The organism is Nitrospira sp. Vd2 (genome assembly GCF_979581665.1).
This window is the reverse complement of sequence record NZ_CEFZSK010000016.1, coordinates 1-25,111: the sequence shown is the minus strand read 5'-3', so window position 1 is coordinate 25,111 and position 25,111 is coordinate 1. Positions and strand designations below refer to the sequence as shown.

The 25,111-nt window shown below is 60.8% G+C and carries 21 protein-coding genes; all 21 read left to right on the top strand.

Annotated features, from left to right (window positions below; genetic code table 11):
- Positions 1 to 331 precede the first annotated feature (331 nt).
- The 21 genes from AC1U7K_RS08180 to fliM all read left to right on the top strand — a co-directional run bounded on the left by AC1U7K_RS08180 (position 332) and on the right by fliM (position 24,892).
- Positions 332 to 3,385 carry a hybrid sensor histidine kinase/response regulator gene (locus AC1U7K_RS08180; protein WP_480250616.1) on the top strand — a complete coding sequence of 1,018 codons (3,054 nt, stop codon included), beginning with the start codon at positions 332 to 334 and terminating at the stop codon, positions 3,383 to 3,385.
- Entirely contained in the window at positions 3,370 to 5,415 is a 2,046-nt protein-coding gene (locus tag AC1U7K_RS08175) for a response regulator (protein WP_480250615.1), read from the top strand. The genes AC1U7K_RS08180 and AC1U7K_RS08175 overlap by 16 nt, the downstream gene beginning before the upstream one ends.
- The gene (locus AC1U7K_RS08170; RefSeq protein ID WP_480250613.1) at positions 5,396 to 5,719 is read left to right on the top strand and encodes an Hpt domain-containing protein; all 324 of its coding nucleotides are present in this window, start codon (positions 5,396 to 5,398) and stop codon (positions 5,717 to 5,719) included. Before AC1U7K_RS08175 ends, AC1U7K_RS08170 begins: the two co-directional genes overlap by 20 nt.
- A 256-nt stretch (positions 5,720 to 5,975) precedes the next feature.
- Positions 5,976 to 7,418: a sigma-54-dependent transcriptional regulator gene (locus AC1U7K_RS08165; RefSeq protein ID WP_480250612.1), complete on the top strand. Its 1,443-nt coding sequence runs from the start codon at positions 5,976 to 5,978 to the stop codon at positions 7,416 to 7,418.
- Between the two features lie 212 nt (positions 7,419 to 7,630).
- The gene (locus tag AC1U7K_RS08160; protein ID WP_480250610.1) at positions 7,631 to 9,697 is read left to right on the top strand and encodes a tetratricopeptide repeat protein; all 2,067 of its coding nucleotides are present in this window, start codon (positions 7,631 to 7,633) and stop codon (positions 9,695 to 9,697) included.
- Positions 9,591 to 10,955, top strand: coding sequence for a two-component system sensor histidine kinase NtrB (locus AC1U7K_RS08155; RefSeq protein WP_480250609.1), 1,365 nt, complete (start codon positions 9,591 to 9,593; stop codon positions 10,953 to 10,955). The genes AC1U7K_RS08160 and AC1U7K_RS08155 overlap by 107 nt, the downstream gene beginning before the upstream one ends.
- Positions 10,952 to 12,385: a sigma-54-dependent transcriptional regulator gene (locus AC1U7K_RS08150; RefSeq protein ID WP_480250608.1), complete on the top strand. Its 1,434-nt coding sequence runs from the start codon at positions 10,952 to 10,954 to the stop codon at positions 12,383 to 12,385. Before AC1U7K_RS08155 ends, AC1U7K_RS08150 begins: the two co-directional genes overlap by 4 nt.
- A 53-nt stretch (positions 12,386 to 12,438) precedes the next feature.
- Positions 12,439 to 12,846 carry a flagellar basal body rod protein FlgB gene (flgB, locus tag AC1U7K_RS08145; protein WP_480250607.1) on the top strand — a complete coding sequence of 136 codons (408 nt, stop codon included), beginning with the start codon at positions 12,439 to 12,441 and terminating at the stop codon, positions 12,844 to 12,846.
- Between the two features lie 40 nt (positions 12,847 to 12,886).
- Positions 12,887 to 13,336, top strand: coding sequence for a flagellar basal body rod protein FlgC (flgC, locus tag AC1U7K_RS08140; RefSeq protein WP_480250606.1), 450 nt, complete (start codon positions 12,887 to 12,889; stop codon positions 13,334 to 13,336).
- A gap of 9 nt (positions 13,337 to 13,345) precedes the next feature.
- On the top strand, positions 13,346 to 13,651 hold the full coding sequence (gene fliE, locus AC1U7K_RS08135) for a flagellar hook-basal body complex protein FliE (protein ID WP_480250605.1): 306 nt from the start codon (positions 13,346 to 13,348) through the stop codon (positions 13,649 to 13,651).
- A gap of 100 nt (positions 13,652 to 13,751) precedes the next feature.
- Positions 13,752 to 15,296 (top strand): flagellar basal-body MS-ring/collar protein FliF, encoded by a 1,545-nt coding sequence (fliF, locus tag AC1U7K_RS08130; protein ID WP_480250603.1) that lies wholly within the window; start codon positions 13,752 to 13,754, stop codon positions 15,294 to 15,296.
- A 7-nt stretch (positions 15,297 to 15,303) separates the two neighbouring features.
- Entirely contained in the window at positions 15,304 to 16,296 is a 993-nt protein-coding gene (gene fliG / locus AC1U7K_RS08125; protein ID WP_480250601.1) for a flagellar motor switch protein FliG, read from the top strand.
- Positions 16,293 to 17,384, top strand: coding sequence for a FliH/SctL family protein (locus AC1U7K_RS08120; protein WP_480250599.1), 1,092 nt, complete (start codon positions 16,293 to 16,295; stop codon positions 17,382 to 17,384). The genes fliG and AC1U7K_RS08120 overlap by 4 nt, the downstream gene beginning before the upstream one ends.
- Entirely contained in the window at positions 17,371 to 18,678 is a 1,308-nt protein-coding gene (locus tag AC1U7K_RS08115; protein WP_480250597.1) for a FliI/YscN family ATPase, read from the top strand. Before AC1U7K_RS08120 ends, AC1U7K_RS08115 begins: the two co-directional genes overlap by 14 nt.
- A complete protein-coding gene (locus AC1U7K_RS08110; RefSeq protein WP_480250596.1) occupies positions 18,675 to 19,130 on the top strand; it encodes a flagellar FliJ family protein in 456 nt (151 codons plus the stop codon). The genes AC1U7K_RS08115 and AC1U7K_RS08110 overlap by 4 nt, the downstream gene beginning before the upstream one ends.
- A complete protein-coding gene (locus tag AC1U7K_RS08105) occupies positions 19,114 to 19,833 on the top strand; it encodes a MotE family protein (protein ID WP_480250595.1) in 720 nt (239 codons plus the stop codon). The genes AC1U7K_RS08110 and AC1U7K_RS08105 overlap by 17 nt, the downstream gene beginning before the upstream one ends.
- A 146-nt stretch (positions 19,834 to 19,979) precedes the next feature.
- The gene (fliK, locus tag AC1U7K_RS08100) at positions 19,980 to 21,269 is read left to right on the top strand and encodes a flagellar hook-length control protein FliK (protein ID WP_480250594.1); all 1,290 of its coding nucleotides are present in this window, start codon (positions 19,980 to 19,982) and stop codon (positions 21,267 to 21,269) included.
- Between the two features lie 26 nt (positions 21,270 to 21,295).
- Positions 21,296 to 21,601, top strand: a complete 306-nt coding sequence (locus tag AC1U7K_RS08095; protein WP_480250592.1) for a flagellar hook assembly protein FlgD — start codon at positions 21,296 to 21,298, stop codon at positions 21,599 to 21,601.
- Positions 21,602 to 21,635: 34 nt separating this feature from the next.
- Positions 21,636 to 22,853, top strand: a complete 1,218-nt coding sequence (flgE, locus tag AC1U7K_RS08090; RefSeq protein ID WP_480250591.1) for a flagellar hook protein FlgE — start codon at positions 21,636 to 21,638, stop codon at positions 22,851 to 22,853.
- A gap of 369 nt (positions 22,854 to 23,222) precedes the next feature.
- The gene (locus AC1U7K_RS08085; protein ID WP_480250589.1) at positions 23,223 to 23,756 is read left to right on the top strand and encodes a flagellar basal body-associated FliL family protein; all 534 of its coding nucleotides are present in this window, start codon (positions 23,223 to 23,225) and stop codon (positions 23,754 to 23,756) included.
- A 149-nt stretch (positions 23,757 to 23,905) separates the two neighbouring features.
- Entirely contained in the window at positions 23,906 to 24,892 is a 987-nt protein-coding gene (gene fliM / locus AC1U7K_RS08080) for a flagellar motor switch protein FliM (RefSeq protein WP_480250588.1), read from the top strand.
- Positions 24,893 to 25,111: the final 219 nt, after the last annotated feature.

Genomic DNA, 25,111 nt, shown 5'->3' with positions numbered 1-25,111 from the left:
CGGCGCTTCCCCTTCACAGCTTTTCCCTGTTTTCTGTTGACGCGTTTCTGATCGTTGTAATGGGTTCGAGTCAACGCGCACCCCGCCCGCCGTTCCAAGTCCTTCAAGTTTCACAGTGAGCTGACCGACATAGGAGTGTCGTCGTCCGGCTGTGTTCCGAAGTACGCAGTAGGCAGCCGACTGTACAGACGCGGCACGATTCTTACAGACAGGAAACTTGTGGCCACACGCGCAAGGAGAACCGTCTGTTGGTCCAGCGACTACCGCCAGCGCCGGCGGACAAGGATGCGCCATCTCAGCAAGTGCTGCACATCTATAAAAAGCCGCGATCATGCAAATCTCACCAACGCGCTCATGGACTGATCACGCGCTGCGCCACGGCATGAAGTGGGCCGCAGCGGTCTTTCCGGCCGGCCACACGCTCAGCGATAGGGTGTGGCATTTGCGGCATCGGGTGATCGTGACCGTCGTGTGCCTGCACGCCGTTGGCGTGCCGGTCCTTGGCGTGACGCTTGGCCACTCCGTTCTTTTCAGTGTCGCCGCAGGCGTGCTGGTTGCATTCCTCGGCGTTCTCGCGACCGCCTCGTTTCTCAGCCGCCGCGGTCGGGCCGCGGTGGCTACGGCTGGGCTGATACTGAGCAGCGCGCTCGTTGTTCATTTGTCTCATGGGTACGTCGAAGCGCATTTTCATTTCTTCGTCGTGCTTGCCGTCATCGCCCTCTATCAAGACTGGATGCCCTTTGTCCTTGCGCTCGCGCTCATCGTCTTCGACCACGGTTTGATAGGCACGATTGCCCCGGCGCTCGTCTACAACCATCCCGACGCACAATTGCATCCATGGCGATGGGCGTCCATCGAAGGCCTGTTCATTCTCGCGGAAAGCGCTGCCCTGCTTACGTATTGGCGCGTGAACGAGAGCGTCCAGTTGGAAGCGCGCGACAGCGAGGTGCACATACGACAGATCATTGAAACCGCGTTGGACGCGATCGTGATCACGGATGAGGGGGGCCGGATCATCGAATGGAATAGCCGTGCCGAGACGATGTTCGGATGGACGAAGGTTGAGACGATCGGCCGAGGGATCGATAGCATCCTTCGATGGCCGCAAGAGAGCTCCGAGCGCCGGATGCCTTGGGGAAATACCAGGCGAGAGGCGACGGCCGTTCGGCGCAATGGGGAGTGTTTTGCCGTCGAAGTCGCCATGGCGGTCAGTGAAGTCGGCGGATCTCGTCTCTTAACGGCGTTCATCCAAGACATCACGCAGCGAAAGCGAAGCGAAGAGGAAATGAAGGAGGCCAAGGAAGCGGCCGAGACGGCCAATCGGGCGAAATCGCAGTTTCTGGCCAATATGAGTCACGAGATCCGGACTCCAATGAACGGCGTGCTCGGGATGGTCGACCTCTTACTCTCCACCCCGCTGACCGCCAAGCAGCGTCGCTTTGCGGAAACGGTGCGACAGTCGGGACAGAATTTGTTGCGAATCGTGAACGATATTCTTGATCTGTCAAAACTCGAGGCCGGCAAATTGGCCCTAGATGTGGCGAATTTCGACGTACGTGACACGGTCGAAGAGGTCATCGACCTCGTGGCCGAGCGCGCGCAGACGAAAGGCCTGACGCTCGCCTGCGACATTGAAGACGAGGTGCCCCTCACATTGCGCGGCGATGCCGGCCGTCTCAAGCAGATACTCGTGAATCTGATCGGCAATGCTATCAAGTTTACCGATCGCGGAGACGTGATCGTTCGTGTCGCAGTCGATCGCGATCCGAACTCCGCATCCGTTGATGTACCGCCCACCCACTGCCGTCTTCGCGTCTCGGTGACCGATACCGGAATTGGGATTACCGCTGCGGCGAAGGCCAAGATTTTCGAGCCGTTTGCTCAGGCGGACGGATCGACGACACGAAAATATGGCGGAACGGGACTCGGGCTCGCGATTGTCAAACAGTTGGTCGAGACGATGCACGGAGAGGTGACGGTGGACAGCGTGTTCGGACGCGGTTCAACCTTTACGTGTACCGTGCGCTTAGCGTATCCCGCCTCGCAACCCAAGCAGCCGGTGCGCCGCGATGACTTGAGCGCGCTCAGGGTGCTGATCGTCGACGGAAACCGGACGACGAGGGAGATCCTCGAACACCAGCTCAAGGCGTGGCGAATGCAGGCGGCAGCGGCGGAATCAGGAGCGGAGGCCCTCGCGTTCCTCCGATACAAGGCCTCCCGGGGGACACCCTATCACGTGGCCATCGTCGACTGGGAACTGCCGGACATGGAGGCGATTGCTCTCGCGAAAACGATTCGCGACGAGCCGGCACTGGCCGGTTTGCGCATTATCGTGGTGACGGCAGTCACGATACCGGACGATGGAACGTTTCAGCGGGCGGGGATTGATGGCGTGCTCGAAAAGCCGTTCCGTCAATCCCGGCTCTACGATTCGATTGCGACGATCATGGGTGATGCCCGGGATGGTGGAGAGCCGGCTCGGGAGGATGAACAGGCTTCGACTATGGCAGTCCCGCACGCGGTGGTTCTCCTTGTCGAGGACAATCCGGTGAATCAGGAAGTCGCCATGGCGATGCTCGAAGCGTTCGGATGCGAGGCCGATGTGGCCGCGAATGGACGCGAAGCCCTGGATGCGCTCGACCGGAAACCATACGATCTCGTGCTGATGGATTGTCAGATGCCGGTCATGGACGGCTTCGAGGCGACGCAGGCAGTGCGAGCGCGTGAAGAGGCCGGGATGGAACATGGCCAACCGCGCGGCCACCTGCCGGTCGTGGCGCTCACGGCACACGCAATCGCGGGGGATCGCGAGCGCTGTCTTCTCGCGGGTATGGACGACTATCTCTGCAAGCCGTTTACCCAACGAGAGCTCTCGGCTATTCTCACGAAATGGCTTCGACCCGCACCTCGCGTGGATAGGCGTGGGGCCGTGACGGATCCATGTCCGAATTCAACCAAACCATCAGCCTCACCGGACGTCTCGTCCTCCAAAAAGGTGGAGAAGATAATCAATTTCGACCCCGTAGATTGTCGAGCATGGGACAGTCTCCGTGCTGTGCAGCAGCCGGGTCAGCCGGACCTCCTCGCGAAGGTTCTCAGTAAGTATCTGGAGGCCAGTGAACAATTAGTAACCGAGATCAAAGTTGCGGTGCAGTGCGGAGATCCCGACAGGCTGCACCGGAGTACGCACAGCTTGAAGTCCAGCAGTGCCACGATTGGTGCGTACCGATTGGCCGAACTGTGCAAGCGCGGCGAGCAATTGGGGCGGGCCGGACAACTGGCGACTGCGGCAGCCTTGGTCACCGCTATTGAATCCGAGCATGCGCGCGTCCGATCGCACGTCGCGAAGGAGTTGCAAGCGGCTTCTCCATGGATCGTATCGTAACAGAAGGCAAATCGAGGGTCCTGTTGGTCGACGATGACCCGGTGATGCGATTGGTCTCGAAAGAGGCGCTGGAGCAGTCGGGCCTCGTGGTGGACGAAGTTCACAATGGACAGGAGGCCTTGGCGCGCTATCAGGATGTGCGTCCGGACATCGTACTCATGGACGTGATGATGCCTGGGCTGGACGGGTTCGACACCTGCACGGCTTTGAGAAGATTGCCAGGCGGCGAGCGTACGCCAGTCATCATGGTGACCGGCCTCGATGATCTCGACTCCATTACACGCGCGTATGAGGCGGGTGCGACCGACTTCATCACGAAACCCATCAACGCGATCGTCCTCAGTCATCGTGTTCGCTATATGCTCCGCGCAAACCGCGCGCTCACCGAATTGCATCTCGCCAAGGATGTGGCAGAGGCGGCCAATCGCGCCAAGAGCGACTTCTTAGCCAACATGAGCCATGAGATCAGGACCCCGATGAACTCGATTCTCGGAATGGCCGACCTGCTGGCCGAAACGCTGTTATCCGAGGAGCAGCGCGACTATCTGAAAATGATCCAGCGGGCCGGCGCGGCGCTGTTGGTCCTGATTAACGACATTTTAGACTTTTCGAAAGTAGAGGCCGGCGAGTTGACGCTGGAATCGGTCTCCTTCGATGTTCGTGATGTGGTTCGAAGTGCGACCGACCTGTTCCTGAAGCGGGCTCTTGAAAAGGGATTGTCATTGCAACACATGATCGACGGTTGTGTCCCGCCGACACTGGTGGGCGACCCTCATCGGCTTCGACAAATCCTCGTGAACCTTATCGGCAATGCGGTGAAGTTCACAGACTCCGGATCAGTGATCGTGCACGTCGGGCGCGACATGGCAGGTGGCCTGATGCATGACGTGTCGAGCATGGCGGCCGGTCCGCTCGATGTCGTGCTGCGTTTCGCTGTACGCGATACCGGGATCGGCATCCCGTCCGACAAGCATGATGTGATTTTCGAAAGCTTCGTGCAGGCCGATTCTTCGATGACACGAAAATACGGAGGGACCGGCCTTGGTTTGTCCATCGCACGGCGGCTGGCGGCCCTGATGGGCGGACGCATGTGGGTCGAGAGCACGGTCCATCAGGGGAGCGTGTTTTCCTTCACAGCCCGATTTGGGCTTCCCATTGCCGGGACGATTGGGCAGGGAGCACCCGATGGCTGGTTGACCGGTATGCGGGTCTTGCTCATTGAAGATGAGGCCGGGGCAAGGGTTCCAGTGGCTCACTGGCTGGGAGCGTGGGGTGCCGTCGTCACCGAGGTTCGTTCTGCTGAAGAAGCGGTGAAGCACGCCGCAACGGCGTATGTCGAGCACCGACCTTTTAACATTGCCCTGGTCAGTGCTCGCGTGGCAGGCGTGGGAGGATTTTCGGTGGCCCAGTCGCTCACCCAGTTCATTGATCGGCATCGGATCTTCATGGTGCTATCGTCTGATGGCCGGAGCGGCGATGCGGCGCAATGCAGGGCGTTGGATCTCGGCGGATGCATTGTGAAGCCGATCACGCCAGACGAACTCCGTGCTTGCCTGAGCGCTTCGCTCTCGGCAACCCGGGGAAGCGATCTGAGGGCGCCGACTGATGCCGCACTTCCCTCCGCCGCCGAGGCGAACATTTTGCTGGTCGAGGACTCACCGGACAACCGCACCCTCATTCTGGCCTATTTGAAGGGTACGACGCACCGCGTCGAGGTTGCCGAGAACGGCGCCATGGCCGTTGAAAAATGCAAGCAAGAGAGGTTCGACCTGATCCTGATGGACATCCAAATGCCGGTGATGGACGGTCATGCGGCGACCCGTGCGATTCGCTCGCTCGAGCAACAGCGCGGAATGCGGCCGGTGCCGATCGTCGCACTGACTGCCCATGCCCGTCGCGAGGACGCAGAGCAGAGCCGGGCGGCGGGCTGCACCGCGCATCTCACAAAGCCGATCAAAAAGGCCACGTTGTTGGCCGCCGTCTCCGACTACCTCAGGAGCGCCCCGACCCATGAGCTCAACACCCGATAGAATTCCGATCCATGTTGACGAAGAACTGGTACCCCTGATTCCACAGTTCTTGGAAAATCGTTATCAGGACATTCAAACGATCTTGTCGGCGATCGATCTCGACGACATGGAGACGATACGGCGGCTCGGCCATAGCATGAGAGGCAGTGGCGGCGGGTATGGCTTCGAGGCCATTACCGAAATCGGCGGGGCGATCGAGGGGGCCGCCAGGCGCCGTGCGTTGAACGACATTCGGAAGCAGATCGAAGCACTGTCCGATTATCTGGCGCGCATCGAGATCATTACCGGGCACCCGCCGAGATAGTCGCTCCCTTCCTGGTCTGGCCTGCGTCCCGCCTCCGCTCCCGCGGCCGGTCAATTCACCACATGATTCGGCTCGGCTCTCGGCAATAAGGACTTTCGGCCTTATTCCAGGTAGGGACTATTGTCCTTGCTCATCGTCGGTGTTGGTCCCTGGTGCGTGTACTGGACTTCCAGGTATCATTGCACTCATTGCAAAAAGCCCCACCGCTATCACGATGTGAATCCTGCTGAGCCGGGGAGCGAAGGAGTAGAGAGGAATGGTGACGAGTCACACTCACATTGTCGTGGTGGACGATGATCCGGGAGTCCGCGAAGTGCTTCGGGAATTATTGATCGAGGAGGGATATCAAGTGACCGCGGTGGCCGACGCGCCGGACGCCATCGAAGCGGTGAAGGAAACGGTCGTGCAGGTGGTCATAACGGATCTTCGATTGCCCAGCACGGACGGCCTGCATTTACTGGAACGCGTCTCCCAGCTCGACTCGAAGATCGTCGGCATCGTCATGACGGGATACGGGACGATCGACCTTGCCGTCAAGGCGATGAAGGCGGGCGCCTTCGATTTCATGACGAAGCCGTTCGATGCCGATGCGGTGGCGATCGTCATCAAGAAAGCACTCGAATTCCAACGGTTGAAACAAGAAAACCTTCTGCTCCGAAAAACGGTCCGCGACCAATATCGCATGGAGCATTTAATTGGCACGAGCGAGTCAATGCGGAGCGTCCTTGATTTCATCGACAAGGTGGCCGACAGCGACAGCACGGTGCTGATTCAAGGGGAGAGCGGCACCGGAAAGGAGCTGATCGCCCGGACGATCCACTACAACAGCTCGCGCCGCGATCATCCACTTGTTCCCCTGAACTGCGCGGCGATTCCTGAAAACCTCCTCGAGTCGGAATTGTTCGGTCATGAGAAGGGCGCCTTCACCGGCGCCGTGAACGCGCGCATGGGGCGATTCGAATTGGCCCACGGTGGAACGATCTTTCTCGACGAGATCGGCGAGATGAGCCTGCCGCTACAGGCGAAGTTGCTCCGCGTGCTTCAGGAGCGCTGCTTTGAACGCGTCGGTGGGACGAAGACCATCGGCGTCGATGTCAGGATCCTGGCCGCGACCAACCAGGATCTTGAGCAGGCCGTCCAGGACAAGCGCTTTCGCAAGGACTTGTTCTATCGCCTGAACGTCATCCCGATCGTCGTGCCACCGTTGCGCGATCGTCGTGCCGATATTCCCTTGTTGATCGAACACTTCCTCTCGCGGTTCAATTCGACGAAACATGCCTCGATTCGTGGCGTCGAGGCCGAGGCGTTGGAATATCTGATGCACTATGCGTGGCCTGGCAACATCCGGGAGTTGGAAAACTTCATTGAACGGGTCGTGGTCCTCAAGAAGACCGGCATGATTTCATGCGCGGATTTGCCGGAGAAGATCCTTCAGACGCTGCCACCGCCGCTCGTGCGGTCCGACGCGCCCATCGCCTTGAATGGGACCGGCATCGATTTGATGAAGGAATTGGAGCGGCATGAGAGTCGGCTGATCATTGAGGCCATGCGTCAAGCGAAAGGCGTGACCAGCAAAGCCGCCCAATTGCTGCATGTCAATCGAACGACCCTTGTCGAAAAGATGAAGCGCAAAGGGCTCGATGCCAAGCTGCAGGGCGAGCTCTACCCTTCTGACACGCCCTCCTCGTCAAGGATTTGACTGCCCTCACACGCTGCTCGTCGTTTGTTTGACGGTTGTCGTGATTCCCTCCCGCTGCCGCCCCATCAATTTGTGAAATATCTGCGACTTCCATAGACCCCAACCATAGACCTCAACCATCAGACCTGGCGGCACGAGACTTGCTGAAAGCCGTCGTCATGCTAATGAGCGCCGCCGCCTGTTGCTTCCTCGTTGCCCTGGTGCTTCCCGCCATGGCTCCAGCGTCAGGCACGCCGGTGATCGATTCGAGCCGCACGGAAGTGATGCGCGATGCCGTGGTCCGTTCCCTTCCATCCCCGGCGCTCTTGCCGGACGACGGCCCGCGTTATCCTGAGGGTATCCGCGGCCCGGAAGGTGTGCTTTTCCAGCAATCTGTCGACGCGTACCGAGCGGATGACCTCCGAGCTTCGGAGGAAGGATTCCGAAAGATCATTGACGAATTCCCCGGCAGCCCGCTCCGTACCGCTTGCCGGGCGTTTCTTGCCGAGATCACGGCGCGCAGGGGCACCGATCACGATCGAAGCCTGGCCGTCGAACAGTACCGCTCCCTGATTCGAGACGATCCATCATCCAACAACGCCGCTCGCGCGCGGTGGCGTATTGCCGACTTGTATGCTGAGGCGGGATGGCTGGTAGAAGCCAAGGCTGCGTATGAGCATGCGGCTTCCGCCGGTGAGTGGGACCGCGCTCGTGCGCTGCTCGGCCTCGGAATCGTATTGATGCGGAAATCGCAATGGAAAGATGCCGAGGCAAGCCTTCGGAGCATCATCACATCGACCGATGACGGTCGGCTGCTGGCACCTGCGACCTTCGCGCTGGCCGATTCCCTGTACGCCGAACAGCGGACGGACCACGCATTGACGGTGTATGAGGACGGCCGGCGGCAATGGCCAACGGCGTTTCGGCAACGGCCCCAATCGATGTGGGCATTGGCGGTGATCAAAAGTCAACGCGGTCAATGGGCCGATGCGAGGGCCCTTTATCTTGCTTTCTACAATCTGCATCCCACCTTGTTGGAATCGGCCGTGGCATTAATGCGCGTTGCGGATCGTTGGAGACAGGAGGGGCAGCTTACGAGTGCGCGACTGCTCTACGCTGCCATCATCGAAAGGTTCCCTGAGACGACGACGGCCGCGCAGGCCGCCATGCGGCTGGCCGAGCTGGGCCGCGACATCATGGTGCGTGGGCGCGCGCATCCCCTCAGTACGTATCTCGAGCACGAGTTCGAGATCGCTCCTCGCGTGCCGATCGACGCCCACGAGCAGATGGAGACGTTGCGAGGGTTAGCCAAAGCGCACCCACGGGACGAAGTAGGAAGCGAGGCCCTGTTTCACCTCGGTGAGCTCTTTCAATCACTGGGACAGCCGCATGAGGCCGTGGCTGTATTTCAGGAGCTGAGCGATCGGCGAGTGCCAGCGAGCGAGGACCCGTGGCCGGTTGCTGGCGGGCAGCGACTGGTGTCGCTCCTTGGGCCGTGGATGACCGCAGCGCTTCGCGTGCATGATGATGTCGCCGCCATGAGCCTGTTTTATCGCCACGGTCGGTATGCGGAGCACCTCTATGCAGGAACCCAGGCACTCCTGCAGATTGCCGACGTCCACCGCCGGAGCGGCTTTGCGCCTCAGGCCGTGAAGCTCTATCAATCGTTGATCCATGACGATGCATCCGATGCCGTCCATCAACAGGCGTTGCTGGGGCTCGGCCTCGCATACATCGACCAAGCCGACCTTCCCGCAGCGCGCCGCGTCTTTGAGCGCTATCTGCTGCAGTACCCCGGTGCGCCGGGAAAACCCGAGGCGCTGAAGCAGCTCGCGACAACGTTGCATCGGCTGGGCGATGACAAGAGCGTCATTCGGATCGCGAGCCAGTGGCTTCGAGTCGTGAAGGACGGACATCACCCGGACCGAAAGGTCTTGCTCACATTGTTGGCAGAGGCGCATGCAAATCAAGGGAACATGCGGCAGGCGCTCCAGGCGTTCACCGAGGCCGAGCAGCGCGGCGGGTTACCGGGTAACGCTCGACTTCGCTATGCCGACGCCCTGGCGGCCGCGGGCGAGCTCCAACCGGCCTTCAATCAGTATCAGCGGCTTTTCAATGGCTCGACTACGGAAGCTGAATGGGCGGCCGTGCAGATGGTTCGGCTCAGCGCGGCCACCCGGCGAAAGGACGCGCGTGACATTGCGCGGCGGTCGCGCGACGCGAGCGGCGATGATTTTCTGGCGCGAGTGGCTGACGTACTTCTTCATGTGCCACGAAACGCCGACCCGGCGGGAGGCTGAGATGCCGGAAGGGATTCAGGCGAGCAACATGGGCCTCGATCTGCTGCATGATGCCTTTCGGAGCTTCGATCAGGCGGCGGAAAGCCTCCAAGAATCGTACCGGGCGCTGACCGCCCGGGTCGCACAGCTCGATCTTGAACTAGCGGCGACGAATGAGGCCCTGCGCGAGCAGCTCAAAGAGAACGAGGACATCAAGGCGCACCTCGCGGCGATTTTGGAGTCGCTCGCGACCGGCGTGCTAGTGACCGGGCCCGGCGACATCATCATTCGCGCCAATCAGGCGGCTGAACAGCTCCTCGGTGTCGCACGCCAGGACATGATCGGACAGGTACTCTGGAGCCTTCTCGCCGCCCTTAAACTCGACATCGAGACGTATCCCGTCATGTCTCCCCTTGGCGCGCCGCTCGCCGTCTCGCGTACCGTGCTCAAGAACGCCGAAGGCGCAACAACGGGGGACATTCTGCTCTTGCACGACGTGTCCATCGTTCGCCGTCTCGAGCAACAGGTGCAACGACGCGACCGACTGGCCGGGATGGGTGAAATGGTCGGACGAATCGCCCATGAGATCCGTAATCCGCTCGGAAGCGTCGAATTGTTCGCCTCGATGCTGCGACGCGATTTGGCCAACGATCCTGTCCGGCGGCGATATGCCGAACACATTTCCGTGGCCGTGCAATCGATGGACCGCTTGCTCGCCAATCTTCTCGCCTACGCCAAGCCGGATTGCTCTCGGACGCAAGGGCATGCCGTCGAGCCGGTCGTGCGGCAGGCATTGACGTTGGCCGCCCATGAAATCGAACGGGCCGGCATTCAGACCGAGATCGCGATCGAGGAGCGATTGGAGTTGTGGTGTGACCCCGGTCAACTCCAACAAGCCTTGCTCAATCTGTTTCTCAACGCGGCTCAGGCGATGCCAACGGGCGGGCGGCTTTCGGTAAACGCGGCACGGCAGAGCCCGAAATCCGACGGGCCGGGGCATATCCAAATCACCGTGTCGGATACGGGTGTCGGGATAGACGAGGTGCACCTCTCGCGCGTGTTCGACCCGTTCTTCACCACTCGAGAGGAAGGCACGGGCCTCGGCTTGGCGATTGTGCATGGAATTGTCGACGCGCATGGCGGCCAGATTACGGTTGAGAGCAAAGTCGGTCGTGGAACGATCGTGACGCTGTTGTTTCCGGCCGGTCCCCATCCACGTCGACTCGAGACGGCGGACCTGCCGGGCTGCGCGAGGCTGACTGAGGAGGAAGATCGATGAACGCAGTGTTGTCCAGCCGGGCCACTGAACACCCACCCACTGACAGCCGCGCCGTCTTGGTCGTGGATGATGAGCCCTCTATGCGGGTGGCGTTAACGGAATCGCTGCGGCGGAGCGGCTATGGCGTCGTTCAGGCCGCGAACGGCCAGGACGCACTCGATCAGATTGCTGCCGCAAAGCCTTGGCTGGTGTTGACCGATCTGAAAATGCCCCGGCTGGGCGGTCTCGACCTCGTGAAGGAGATCAAGAAGCGTTCCCCGCAGACGTTCGTGGTCGTGATGACGGCCTATGGCACCGTGGAGACCGCCGTGGAGGCGATGAAGCATGGCGCCAGCGACTACCTCTTGAAGCCGTTTGCCACCGACCATCTGGAGCAGATGCTCGGGCAATTGGAGGCCAATGCGCCGAGTTCCGGCGACGGGTCCGAGTCGCAGGGAACGGTCAGCCGTCCGATCCTCGGGGAGGATCCTGCGATGGTGCGGGTGTTGTCGATGGCCGAAGGCGTGGCGGCGAGCCAGGCGACCGTGTTGATCCAAGGGGAAAGCGGAACAGGAAAAGAACTGCTCGCACGGTTCATCCACAGCCGCAGCCCGCGCGCGCACCGGCCGTTCATTGCCGTGAATTGCGCGGCGCTGCCGGATGGGCTGTTGGAGAGCGAGCTGTTCGGTCATGAACGCGGCGCGTTCACCGGCGCCCTTGTGCGGAAGATCGGGAAGTTCGAGATGGCGCACCACGGCACGCTGCTGTTGGATGAAATCGGGGAGATGAACCTGAGTTTGCAGGCGAAGCTCCTCCGCGTGTTGCAAGAGCGTGAGGTCGACCGCATCGGGGGGCGTGAGCCGATTCACGTCAACATTCGGGTGATCGCGACGACGAATCGGTCCTTGCGTCAGGAGGTCGAGCAGGGACGGTTTCGCGAGGATCTGTACTACCGACTTAACGTGTTTCCGATTACCTTGCCGCCGCTTCGCGAACGCCCCCGGGATATCGTTGTCCTAGCCAAACATTTTCTCCGGGTGACCGCCGCGCGCAACGGTTGTGCCGTTCCGAAATTATCGGACTCGGCCCTGGCAGTGCTGGAGCAGCGGCCGTGGAAGGGGAATGTTCGCGAACTAGAGAATGCGGTGGAGCGCGCGGTTTTGCTTGCGACAGAAGGAATCATCGCCCCCGAGCACCTCCCCACCGAGGATCTGCGCAGCGGCACACCGGCAGCCGCCTCGGCGGCGGTCCCAGTCTCTGGAAGCGGGTCGCTGTGGGAAATGGAACGGGAATTGATAATGAAGACGCTGGAGCGGCTCAACGGCAACCGCACGCATGCGGCCAAGGCGCTGGGCATCAGTATCCGGACGCTCCGAAATAAGCTCCGCGAATACCGGCAATTGGGGCAGGGTGGATCGATCGCGAGCGTGAACGAGCAGGCCGACCGGTAAATGATCCACACTGCACGGGTCGGTAAAATTTGCCCAGTTCAACGGGAGAAACCATGACGATCTTCGACCGCACCATGGGATTGCTCGAGCGGGCACTGGACTTGCGCGGTGCCAGGCAACAGGTCATCGCCTCGAATATCGCGAACGAGGAAACGCCCGGGTACCGGGCCAAAGAGCTGTCCTTTCGTGACGCGCTCTCGGCTGCCGCGCGGCCAGCCTCCACCGTGTCGGTGCGCACGACACACCATCGCCACCTGACGGTGCTCAGCGACCTCGCGCGTCAGGCGACGGGACGAGTCACCGAGGTACCCGCGCACGATTTACCGTTGGACGCAAACTCGGTGAACCTTGACCTCGAAATGGCGAAATTGAGCGACAACGCCATGCAGTACAACACCCAAGCAACCGTCGTGGCGATGCGGCTCCGACAACTGCTCAGTGCCATCCGGGACGCGAGATGACACCTGACCGCTCTACCCTCATACCGGAAACGGAGGTCCCATGGATCTGAACGATACCTTTGCGATCTCGGCGACGGCGCTCGATGCGCAACGCCGTCGCCTCAACGTAATCGCGAGCAATCTTGCGAATGCGCAGTCAACCCGGTCCGCCGAAGGCGGTCCATATCGGCGACGAGACGTCGTGTTCCAGAGCAGCCCCGTCCCCTCAACATTCCAGCAGGCACTCAGACTCTCCTCACGGCGATTGGAGCGGGAAGGCCTCGAAGGCGTGAAGGTCGCCAGGGTCGTCGTCGATCACAAGCCAGGACAGGCTGTCTACGACCCCAAGCATCCCGACGCGGATGCCAAGGGCTATGTCGTCATGCCGAACGTCAACGTGATGGAAGAGATGACGAACATGATCGCGGCGTCGCGCGCCTTTGAAGCCAACGTCCAGGCAATCAACGCCACCCGTGCGATGTGGAATCGCGCGTTGGATATCGGTCGCTAGGAGTAGCCCATGGATGACATGACGATCAAATCGGTCCGGTCCGCTGGCGGTGATGCCCTGGTCTCCTCTGCTGGTGGGGCGGCCGCAGCCTCGGGCGCGAGTTTTGCCGGATCGTTGAAAGAGGCGATTGCGCAAGTCAATGAGGCGCAACTGACGGCCAGCCGGACGGTGGACAAGTTCGTCGCTGGTGAAAGCCAGAACGTCCATCAAATGATGATCGCGCTCCAGAAGGCCGACGTGTCCTTCCAACTGATGATGCAAGTTCGCAACAAGCTCGTGTCGGCGTATGAAGAGATCCAGAGGATGCAGGTGTGAGGATGTTGAAAAAGGCCGCCGGCCGTGTTCTCGCATCGCTTTGCGCTTCAACGTCGCCTGACGGTCCGCCGCGGCGCTTGGAGTAAAGCCGCTCAAAACTATGCTTAGCAAATTCCAGACACTGCCTGTCGTCCGAAGGCTCGGCATCGTGATCGCGCTGGCGGCGACGGTCGCGGCGTTGGTCGGCGTGGCGCTCTGGACACAGCAGCCCGAGATGCAGGTGCTCTTCGCGAATCTGGCTCCGGAAGATGCCGGGGCGATCGTCGAGAAACTGAAAGAAAGTAAAGTCCCGTACCAAGTCGCGGCCGGCGGTACATCGATCTTGGTGCCGGATGCGCAAGTCCACGATCTCCGCTTGCTGCTCGCCGGACAGGGGCTGCCACACGGCGGCGGCGTGGGGTTTGAGATCTTCGATCGGTCGACGCTCGGGATGTCGGAATTCGTGCAGAAGCTCAACTATCGGCGGGCGCTGCAAGGTGAATTGGCGCGAACGATCGCCCAGATGCCCGAGGTTGCCCGAGCGCGCGTGCATCTGGCCGTTCCCGAGCGCCGGTTGTTCAGCAATGAGCAGGATCGACCGCGTGCGTCCGTCGTGTTGTCGATGCGGGGAAGCAGCGGACTCACCAAGGGGCAGGTCCAGGGAATCGTGCACCTCGTCGCGAGCAGCGTCGAGGGATTGCAGCCGAACGATGTGACCGTTGTCGATGGCCATGGGCGACTGTTGTCCGATGGATCTGGTGATGGGCCAACACGGCTGACCGGCTCGCAGCTCGAGTATCAACGGTCGCTGGAGAAGGACATCGAAACGCGAATCCAAACGATGCTGGAGCGCATCGTCGGCATCAACAAGGCCGTCGTCCGTGTCTCGAGCCTTCTCGATTTCCGTCAGGTCGAGATGACGGAAGAGCGGTACGATCCGAACGGGCAAGTCGCTCGCAGCGAGCAGCGCAGCCAGGAAAAGTCGACCGGCACCAACGGGGTATCGGGCGGAGTGCCGGGCGTTGCCTCCAACGTCCCGCCCGGGGAGGCCCAAGAGCCGACCCAGACGAGCAGCACGAGCAACGTCAACAAGAACGAAGTCGTCAATTACGAGATCAGCCGAACGGTCTCGAAAATCATCGAGCCCACCGGCACGATCAAGAAGCTTTCAGTCGCGGTGCTCGTCGACGGCACCTATGAAGCGCCGAAGGAAGGCGAGGCGGCGGATGTCCCGCGCAAATACATCCCGCGTTCCGAGGCCGATATGAAACGAATCGAGGAGATCGTCAAGAAGGCAATGGGCTATTCGGCCGATCGGCAAGATGAAGTCGAAGTGGTCAATGTCCAGTTTGGATTCGAAGCAGAGCCGGGTGCCGGGGCATCGGCGGAAGAGCCGCCGGCGACGGCCAAGTGGCAACCGTATATCCGCTACGGCGTCGGCGGGCTCCTGTTCCTGTTGATCCTTCTCTTTGTCGTCCGGCCGTTGGTTGCCGCCCTGACGGCGCCGGGACCGCCCTCAATACAGCCACAAGGCGCAAGTGCCGGGGCCGCCTTTGCACAAGCGGAATTAGCCGGCGTCTCCCAAACACGAGCGCTCGAATTTGCGAAATCGGACCCCGAATCCACTGCACTCGTGGTCAAACAGTGGCTGAAGTCCGGTTCGTGAGGCTCACGTGGCGAGCAAGTTGAGCGGTGAAGAAAAGGCGGCCATTCTGCTGCGGGCCATCGGCGAGGATGCCGCGGCCGCCGTCATGCGACATCTTGAGCCGAAGGACATCCGCAAGGTCGGGGTCTATATGTCCGAGCTGTCAAACATCTCGCGCGAACAGGAAAGCGAGGTGATGAATGAGTTCCACGCCGCCGCGAGCCAAGGGAGCATCGGGTTCGAAGGACGGGAATACATCAAGACGATCTTGAGTAAGGCGCTCGGTCATGAGAAAGCCGCGCACATCATGGAGTCCTTTACCTCGATGACCTATCCGGGTCTCGAGACATTGAAATGGCTCGACCCGCGGGCCGTCTCGCAAATCGTCAAGGTCGAACATCCACAAACCATCGCCGTCGTCCTCGCACATCTCGACGCCGAACAGGGGAGTCAAGTGCTCGCCGCGCTCCCCGATGCCTTACGCGCCGATGTTTCGCTACGGCTGGCCACGATGGAGGAAGTGCAGCCCGAGATGCTGCAACATTTGAGCGATGCGCTGCAAGACGCGTTGCGGGGCAGCAGCGGACCCCGATCGCTCACGATCGGCGGCGCGAAGGTGATGGCCGAAATCTTGACGCGCATGGACAAGAATACCGAAACCTCGATCATGTCCAAGTTGGCCGAGCGGGACTCCGCCTTGGCCGATCAAATCCGCTCCCTCATGTTCGTCTTCGACGACCTGATCAAGATCGACGACCGCGGTATCCAAGAACTGCTCAAGGAAGTGAGCAAGGAAGAGCTGCCGCTCGCACTCAAAGCGGCGAATCCCGATGTCGTCGACAAGTTCCTCAAGAACATGTCGAGCCGCGCCGCTGCGATGCTCAAGGAAGATATGGAAGCGCGCGGCCCGGTCAAACTCAGCGACGCGGAGCGGGCGCAACAGAATATCCTCAAGGTGTGCCGGCGACTGGAGGAAGAAGGTCGGATCGTCGTCGGCGGCGCAGGTGAGGTCATGGTATGACCGATCGAGCCGCGCCGTCCGCGACCGCTTCGGCTGCGCAGTCGGCCGCCGTCTTCCCCGCGTCCGGAGATCCCTGGACGCCTTCACCCACTCGTGTCCTCATCGTGGACGACGAGGCGCCGATTCGGGCCTTGTTGTCCGAGACGCTCACGGCTCACGGGTTTTCGGTGACGGAGGCTGCGACAGGTGCCGAGGCGTTGGCCGCGATCAAGCGGGCGCCGGTTCAGATCGTGCTGACCGACTTCAAATTGACGGACGCGGACGGCATTGCCTTGCTCGAGCAGATTCGACAGTACGACGCGCGGATCATCGGGCTCGTCATGACGGGGTACGGAACGGTTGATGTGGCGGTCAAGGCGATGAAGAGCGGCGCCCTCGACCTCTTGGTCAAGCCGCTGGACCCCGATCACGTCCTCCATGTCCTCAAGCGCGTCATCGAGATGCAACGGCTCCGAAGTGAAAACGGCTTACTGAAGCAGGCGGCCTTACGCGGCGGGGGAGTGCGGCTGCAAGATTTTACGCTCGAGCACCTTCAGGAAGGACGGTCGCCGGTGCGCAACGCCGGCAGTACGGACACGGCTGTGGCCGAGGCGGCGTATCAACGAGGCGTGGCCGACGGGGAACGCCGCGCGCGCGAGCAGGCCGGCCAGGGTCTGGATCGGCAGCTTGCCATGCTCGGGGCCGCTGCTCGGGAATTCGATCGGGCTCGACACGCGATGCTTGAAGGAGCCGCGGATGAGATCGCCGACCTGGCGGTCGCCATCGCCGCGAAACTCGTTCGTCACGTCGTCGAGGCGACCCCTGATTTCGCAGTCGCCGACGTGCGGGAAGCGCTCGCGCGCGTACCGGACAGCCAAGCGGTCATCGTTCGCGTCCACCCCGATGACGTTCCGATTCTCGAAGGTGCAAGACCCACCTTGACCGCCGCCTTCGAGAAACCGGTCTCGCTCAAGATCGAGCCCGATCCGACGATTTCCCGGGGAGGCTGCTTCATTGAAACTCCGGTCCGGTTCGTCGACGCGACGATCGAAGCGAAGCTCAGTCGGATCGGCCAGGCCGTGAAAGGGCGCAGTCGTGAAGCCGGCTGATCTCCTGGAACGAATCGATCCGATCGCTGTTCAAGGGCGCGTGGCGCAGGCGATCGGGACGGTGATCGAAGGCTATGGCCCAGTCACGGCGATTGGCGACATGGGCGAGGTCGTTCGAGAGGATGGCCAAGGGCGCGTGCCGGCGGAAGTGGTCGGATTTCGCGGCGAACGGTTGTTGTTGATGCCGCTCGGCGAGATGCGCGGGATCGGCTCGAGCAGCCGTTTGACGATGACCGGGCGTCAGGCATCCGTACGGGTCGGTCAAGATCTCCTTGGTCGGATTCTCGACGGGCTCGGTGAGCCGCTCGATGGGCGCGGGGCAGTTGGAGGAGAGACGGTCTATCCGCTGTATAGTGAACCGCTGAATCCCCTTCGGCGGCGGCGCATTACCCAGCCGTTCGACGTCGGGGTCCGCGCCATCAACAGCTTGTTGACCTGCGGCATCGGCCAGAAGATCGGCATCTTCGCCGGGTCCGGCGTCGGCAAGAGCATCCTGCTCGGGATGATCAGTCGAAACACGGCCGCCGATGTGAATGTCATTGCGCTCATCGGCGAGCGCGGCCGCGAGGTCAAGGAATTTCTCGAACGCGATCTGACCTCCGACGCACGGGCGCGATCGGTCGTCATTGCCGCGACCTCCGATCAGCCGCCGCTGGTTCGCATCCGCGGCGCCTTCGTCGCGACGGCGATCGCCGAGTATTTCCGCGATCGCGGGAAGAACGTCCTGCTGCTCATGGATTCGCTGACCCGGTTTGCACATGGCCAACGCGAGGTGGGCCTTGCGATCGGCGAGCCGCCGACCACGAAAGGCTACACGCCGTCGGTCTTTACCCTGTTGCCGAAATTGCTCGAGCGGGTCGGGACCTGCGACGGCGCCGGTTCGATCACCGGCATCTACACCGTGCTGGTGGAGGGTGACGACCTCTCGGATCCCATTGCCGATTCGGCCCGGGCGATTTTGGACGGGCATATTGTGCTGTCGCGCGATTTGGTCGCGCGGAATCATTTCCCGGCGATCGACGTCTTGCAGAGCACAAGCCGCGTCATGCGCGATGTCGTGACGCCGCAGCACCATGCGGCCGCGCGAGCGGTGGTCGAGTTGCTCGCGACCTACCGCCGGAGCGAGGATCTCATCAGCCTCGGCGCGTATAAGACCGGGGCGAATCCGCGGTTGGACCGCGCAGTCAAGGCGATCGATGCGATCGAAAGCTACCTTAAACAGGAGGCGGGAGAGTACGCGGGCCTGCCCGAATCGGTGTCTCGCCTCATCACCCTTGCCGAAGGTGCGCGGTGAACCTCCTGCGCTTGAAGGAGTATCGTCTCCAGCAAGAAGAGATCGTCAAGGCCGAGCTGATGCAGCTCGAGGCTGAACTGCACGATCTTGTCGGGCGCACACATTCACTGGCTGATAGGGTTCAGAGGCTCGTGGATGAGCACAGGGCGGCGATGGATCGCGGAGTATTGGCGGTCGAAGTCGAGGCCTGGTACGCCGAGGTGGTCGCGTGTGAAGATCAACTTCGGAGCGCGATGGCCACCGCTGATGCAACTCGGCTGCGATGGGAAGTGCAGCGCGAGGTCGTGCTCGAGGCCGGACGGGAGCGCCAGAAGCTCGAACGCCTCGAGCACCGGTACGCGCTCAGACGGCGGCTGCTCCTCCTCAGGCGGGAGCAACAGGCTATCGATGAGGCGGCTCAGATCCGATTTTTGCGGAGTCGACGCGGAGACCTCCATGGCGACCCGGGGTGACGGTTATAGTGAGTGCGCCGAATTCATGCCGACATCCGATTCCGCTCGAGGGCTGCCCCGAATATCGTCAATGATGGTCCGGTTCTCCTACGCGATCTGGCTGATGGGAGGGCTGGTCGTCGTCGGGAGCCTCATGGCCGCCTTTTTTGGAGCGGCAGGCGCCGGCCCACGACCTGAGGAGTCGTCGATCGTTCAGCAGGAAGCTGCAGAGACGCTATCCCCTGTTCGAGCCGGGGAGGAGCGGCGACACGGTCCGGCTTTGGATGTGCCGCAAGAAGTCCTCGAGATGTTGAACCAACGGCAACGTGCGGTCGAGCGACGAGAAGAAGCGGTTCGGATTGGAGAAGCACGGTTACAGGCTCTGCGGGACGAAATCCAGCAGATCGTCTCGCGCCACGAACAGTTGGTCAAGGCGGCGGAGGCAAGCCGGCAGCAGGGGAAAAAGACGAAAGCTGAGACGAACGAATCGACGGTGAAGACGACGATCCAGCAAGTCGCGACCATCTATGAAGCGATGCCGGCGGAAGAAGCGGCGGCGCGACTGGAAAAGATGCCGATGGAAAAATCGTTACAGGTTCTGCGGTCACTGAAGGGGAAAACCGCCGGCGCGATTCTTTCCCAAATGAAGCCTGAGAAGGCCGCCAAACTGACCGAGCAGCTTCTTGGCGGTTCTTCTTCGTTCATTCGTCAGGCGGCACGATAGCGCGTACCCTCTTGTACCCTCGCCTCGATTTTGCCGAGCCCATCGGCAACAATTGCCAACGCCGGAAGACATGGCCGAGCAAGGCCTTGATATCACAACGGCCGCCCGTACCGAGGACTGGCATGGTCCTTGAGTAATCCCTCGGCGTGCCTACAGTCGTTCCAGCGATCCCTCAACTCGACGTCGGCGTACAGCCGGACCTAAAGATTCCGGCACTCTCGGGTGACGCCGCCGCGTTTCAGCAACTGCTTCAATTGCTCGCGCTGGGGCTGAACGGGCAACAAGCAGGGCAAGTGGAAGTGACTGGGCCGGACCCAGAAGCAGAAGCAAATGCGACCGACAACAAGCCGTCCGACGAAGGGACTGCTGGCGCGAACAGTGTTGCTGCTTTGTTGCATCAGCTCGAAGTGTTAGGGATGGTTGCCTCAAGTGCTGGTCTAGCTGCTGATCGACTTCAGGTCATGGAAGGGAAGCCCGGCGAGATCGGCGCACGTGAGCTTGCGTCCGCGCTGGCCGAGAAGCTGAAAGCTGCACAATCGGCATTGCGCATGGAACGACCGGTCACAGGAGGAGGCAGCTCGAGCGAGATCCCGACAATGCCTGCGCCGACTGAAACGAAACTTGCTTCAAATCCCAGCGGCTGTCAGAGCAAGGTTGACACAGGTAACGATCCGAAGACGGGCGGCCTGGCACCGATCCTCATTCAGCAGGAGCCGGAGCGGCCGACTGCAAGGACAGCGACCGCCGGCACTCGCGCGATGGTGGAGGAAAGCATTCCAGTCGATGACGGAATAGGCCGCGCGTCTCGTCTCGCTGATGCGGGTCCCGCCTCCACTGATACCCCGGGCACGATCGGTGACGGTGCCGTCGTGAAGATGTTGAAGGGAGAGGCGGAAGTTGGCCAGGTCGAAGGCCGGAACGAGCCGCTCTTCACCTCACAGCGCAAGGAAGAAGGAAGCCAATTGACGCACCTCCAGGCGACGGCGGACTCATCGCCGCTTCGTGCCGATGGGGCAGTCCAGCGGATGTCGGCACCGACAAATGTTCGAGAGGTTCCACCGCAGCCATCCGGTACGCCGATCACCACCGTGCGCTTGGATGTGCAACCAACCGATGTGGGGCGGGTACGGCTTCACGTGACCTTGGCCGACCATACGATCCATGCCAGCGTGGTCGCCGAGCGCCCGGAGGTCCAAGATTTTCTCGCGAGAAACTACGCGAAACTCGAAAGCGGCCTGCAAGCTCACGGGCTGGGAATCGGCGGATTTCAGGTCGAGGTGCAAGGGCAGGGGCGCGAGCGGCCGGATTGGGAATGGACCGCTGCACAGCGCGATGTCTATCCCCGACAGGCTGCGGAGAATCGCGACGGGGATATACCCACAGCCACTGAACGCGACCAACACTGGGATGATCGGCGGCTCAGTGTGTTCGTGTAGTCCCGACCAATCAGGAGGGAGTAACCATGGCCAGCATCGGAATCGGCGACATTCTGGCAGCAAGTGCGACGACGCCGCAAGGCGTATCCAACAATACCAATGACCAGACCAATGACCAGCTCGGCAAGGACGACTTTCTGAAGCTGCTCGTGACCCAACTGCAAAATCAGGATCCGTTGAAGCCGACCGACAACGATGCGTTCATCATGCAGTCGGCGATGTTCAGTCAGGTCGAACAATTGACCAAGCTGGTGAGCTTGGTGCAGACGCTGGTGGACCGAACGCCGGCCCCGGCGGCCACCCCGTCATCGCAGACCGGCACCCACGGATAAGCCACGCGATCACAGAACACGAAGGAGGAGACCCATGGGCATTCTGACCTCGATGTTTACGGCCGTCAGCGGCTTGAGCGCGTACGGCAATGCGTTGGGCGTCATCGGCAACAATGTCGCCAATGTCGGAACGATCGGCTTTAAGTCGAGCCGCGCGTCATTCGCCGAATTGATCTCCGCGAATCTTGCCAACTCACAGCAAGTCGGGCTCGGCGTGTATCTGAACGAGGTCCAGGGCAATTTCAACCAAGGGTCGTTGACCACGACCGGCAACACGCTGGATTTGGCGATCGACGGCGAAGGCTTCTATCAGTTGCAGGATGTGAGCGGTGCGAACTTTTACACACGGGCCGGGCAGTTTCAGCTCAATAAAGTCGGCGAAGTCGTCGATCCAACCGGGCATCTGCTTCAAGGCTATCAGGCCAATGCGGCCGGTGTGATTACGGGTACCATCGGCGCGATCACGCTGACCAGCACGAACAGCGCGCCGCAAGCCACAGCGGGAGCCATGGTGAAAGCGAACCTCGATGCAACGGCCACGGTGCCGTCGGCTGCCTTTAGCGTCACCGATCCGACGTCATACAACTTTTCAACCGGCATGACGTTCTATGATTCGCTCGGCAGTCCTCACTCGCTGCAGTTCTATTTCATCAAGACGTCCACCGCCAACACGTGGAATCTGGAGTACCAAGTCGACGGCGGGGCGGCGACCGCGGGGACGAACTTGGCCTTTACCTCGGCCGGCGCCTTATCGGCGGGCGGCACGCAAGCGTTGTCGCTCGCGGTCGGCGGCGGAGCGGTCACACCGCAGACGGTCACAGTTGACTTTACCAACATGACGCAGTTCGGCTCGCCGTCCACGCTGCTGGATCAAACGCAGGATGGCTATGCGTCGGGGTCGTTGCAGCGCATGACGGTGGATCCCAAAGGTCAAATTGTCGCCCAGTTCACGAACGGTCAGACTCGGGTGCTGGCCCAAGTCGTGCTGAACCGCTTTACCAACCCGCAAGGTCTTGTCCGAGTCGGTGATAATCTGTTCACCGCCAGCACGGACAGCGGCACGCCGGTCGTGGGCACGCCGCAGAGCAACGGGCTGGGGCGCATTATCTCGGGCGCGCTGGAGCAATCCAACGTCGACCTTGGCAAGGAGTTCGTCGATATGATCATCACGCAACGCGCCTTCCAAGCCAACTCGCGTGCGATCACGACCAGTGACGAGATGTTGCAGGATTTGGTCAACCTCAAGCGATAATTGAATCAAAGAGGGAGAGCGGTCAGCGGCAGCAGGAGCGCTGCCGCTGACCGCTACGCCCCCCTTCGTTCCGAATTGTCATCTTCCTTCTCGTCCTCCCTGGCTGCGGCGAATCCTCACCGCCCTCGTCCGTGAATCACTCTCTCGTCCTCGGTGTCTATCACACGATCGCTTTCATCGCTGCCCTCCGTCACGATTCTGACGCCGTCAATCGCTCAGCCGTCAGATTTGCCGATGCTCATTGCGCTCGCAGGACGTATGCTTCAGAAGTTACCGAATTGGTGCAGCTTCCTTTCGTGATCCTTTAAGCGGAGCATGGCACATCCATTGCTTGATCCGCCCCGAACGTCAAACACTGAAAGGTGATCTATGGCCGAAGCTACTGAAGAGAAAATCATCGTCCCGGCGCCCGGCATGCCGATTAAAGTCGTGATCCTGATCGCGGTCGTCACGCTGCTGGTTGGGTTGGCGGGGACGGTCGCCTTTTTCAAGTTCACCGGAAAGGACAAGACAGAGCCGACGGCAGAGGTGTCGACTCTCGCCCCCGACAAACATGGTGAGCCGACTGCGAAAACGGCGGCCTCTACGGCGGCGGCCGGGCCCGGCGTGATCTACGACCTCGATCCTTTCATCGTGAATCTCGCCGACGCGCCTGAATCCCGTTACCTCAAGATCACGATCAAGCTCGAACTGGACCGCGCCGATGCGGGCGCCGAACTCGCGGCTCGGGTACCTCACGTGCGCGATGCCGTCCTGATTCTGCTTACCAGTAAGGACGCCGCAAGTCTCCGCACACCGCAAGGCAAGTTCCAATTACGCGAAGAAATCACCCAGCGCGTGAACTCGTTGTTGCCGAAAGGCGGCGTGCGGTCCGCGTACTTCACGGAATTCGTCGTGCAATGAACAAGTGCTGAGTCGTGAGTGCTGAGTGATGAGTAAAGGCAAAGAAGTGGCGAATCGTTTCCGACATCCAGCGATGGAAATTTTCCTCTTCGCTATCAGTTACCCAGCACTCAGCACCCAGCACCCAGCACTGTTTGTCGGTTAATCCCATGGCTGACAAAGTCCTCTCTCAAGAAGAAGTCGACGCGCTGCTCCGTGGAGTGGTCGGCGGCGACGTCGATACGACACCAAAGGAAGAGCCGCAGGACGGCATCCGGCAGTACGATCTCGGGTCTCAAGAGCGGATCATCCGTGGTCGCATGCCGACCTTCGAGATGATCAATGACCGCTTCAGCCGCCTGCAATCCGTGTCCTGGTCGACGGCCCTTCGAAAGTCCGTCGAGGTGAGCGTCGTGTCGACCCAGATCATGAAGTTCGGGGACTTCTTGAAAAAGGTGCCGATCCCCTCGTCGCTCAGCGTGTTCCGCATCGATCCCTTGAGGGGACATGGTCTGCTGACGATGAACGCCGTCCTCGTCTATCTGCTGGTCGATCACTTTTTCGGCGGGAGCTGCCAGACACACGTGAAGCCCGAGGGCCGGGACTTCACGGCGATTCAGCAACGAATCATCAGAACGATGGTCGACCGGTCGCTACAGGATTTGCAAAAAGCCTGGCAGGCCGTCATCCCGTCCAAGGTTCAATACCTGCGCTCGGAAAGCAATCCGCAATTCGCCATGGTCGTCTCGATTCCCGAGATCGTGATGGCCGTCTTGTTTCGCGTTGATTTCGGCGATTCCGGCCATGATCTCTTCGTCGTCTATCCGTACGCCATGATCGAACCGATTAAGGAAAAATTGTACGCCGGATTCTTCTCCGATCAACTCGAAGAAGACAGCGGGTGGGGCGGGCGCTTTCGTGAGGCGCTCCAAGATTGTCCCGTCGAAATCAAGGTGGAACTCGGCACCTCGACGATGCGCGTCAAAGACGTCCTGAACTTCAGCCCGGGCGATGTGATCGTGCTCGATCAAAGTCCCGGCGATCTCATGGCGTCGTCTGTTGAAGGTCTCCCGAAATTTCTCGGAACCCCCGGCGTACTCAAAGGCAACCGGGCGTACCGCATCGTGAAGGTCCTGACGAACAATCAGAAGGGATAGCAGGCTGTTGAAAAACGATAGCCCGGCGCCGGAAGCAACAAGACTTCAAGGTGCAACATGAGCAGAAAGAGCATCGCAGGATGTTCAAAAAGGTCGTTCGGCAACGCCGCAGCGAATGAGGAGGCGAGGCGTACTCAGTTCGATACGTTGAGCGTCCGAATGAAGCGAGAACGAAGCTGGCGGCCTTTTTCAACATCCTGCTAGTGTCCTGTCTCTGAA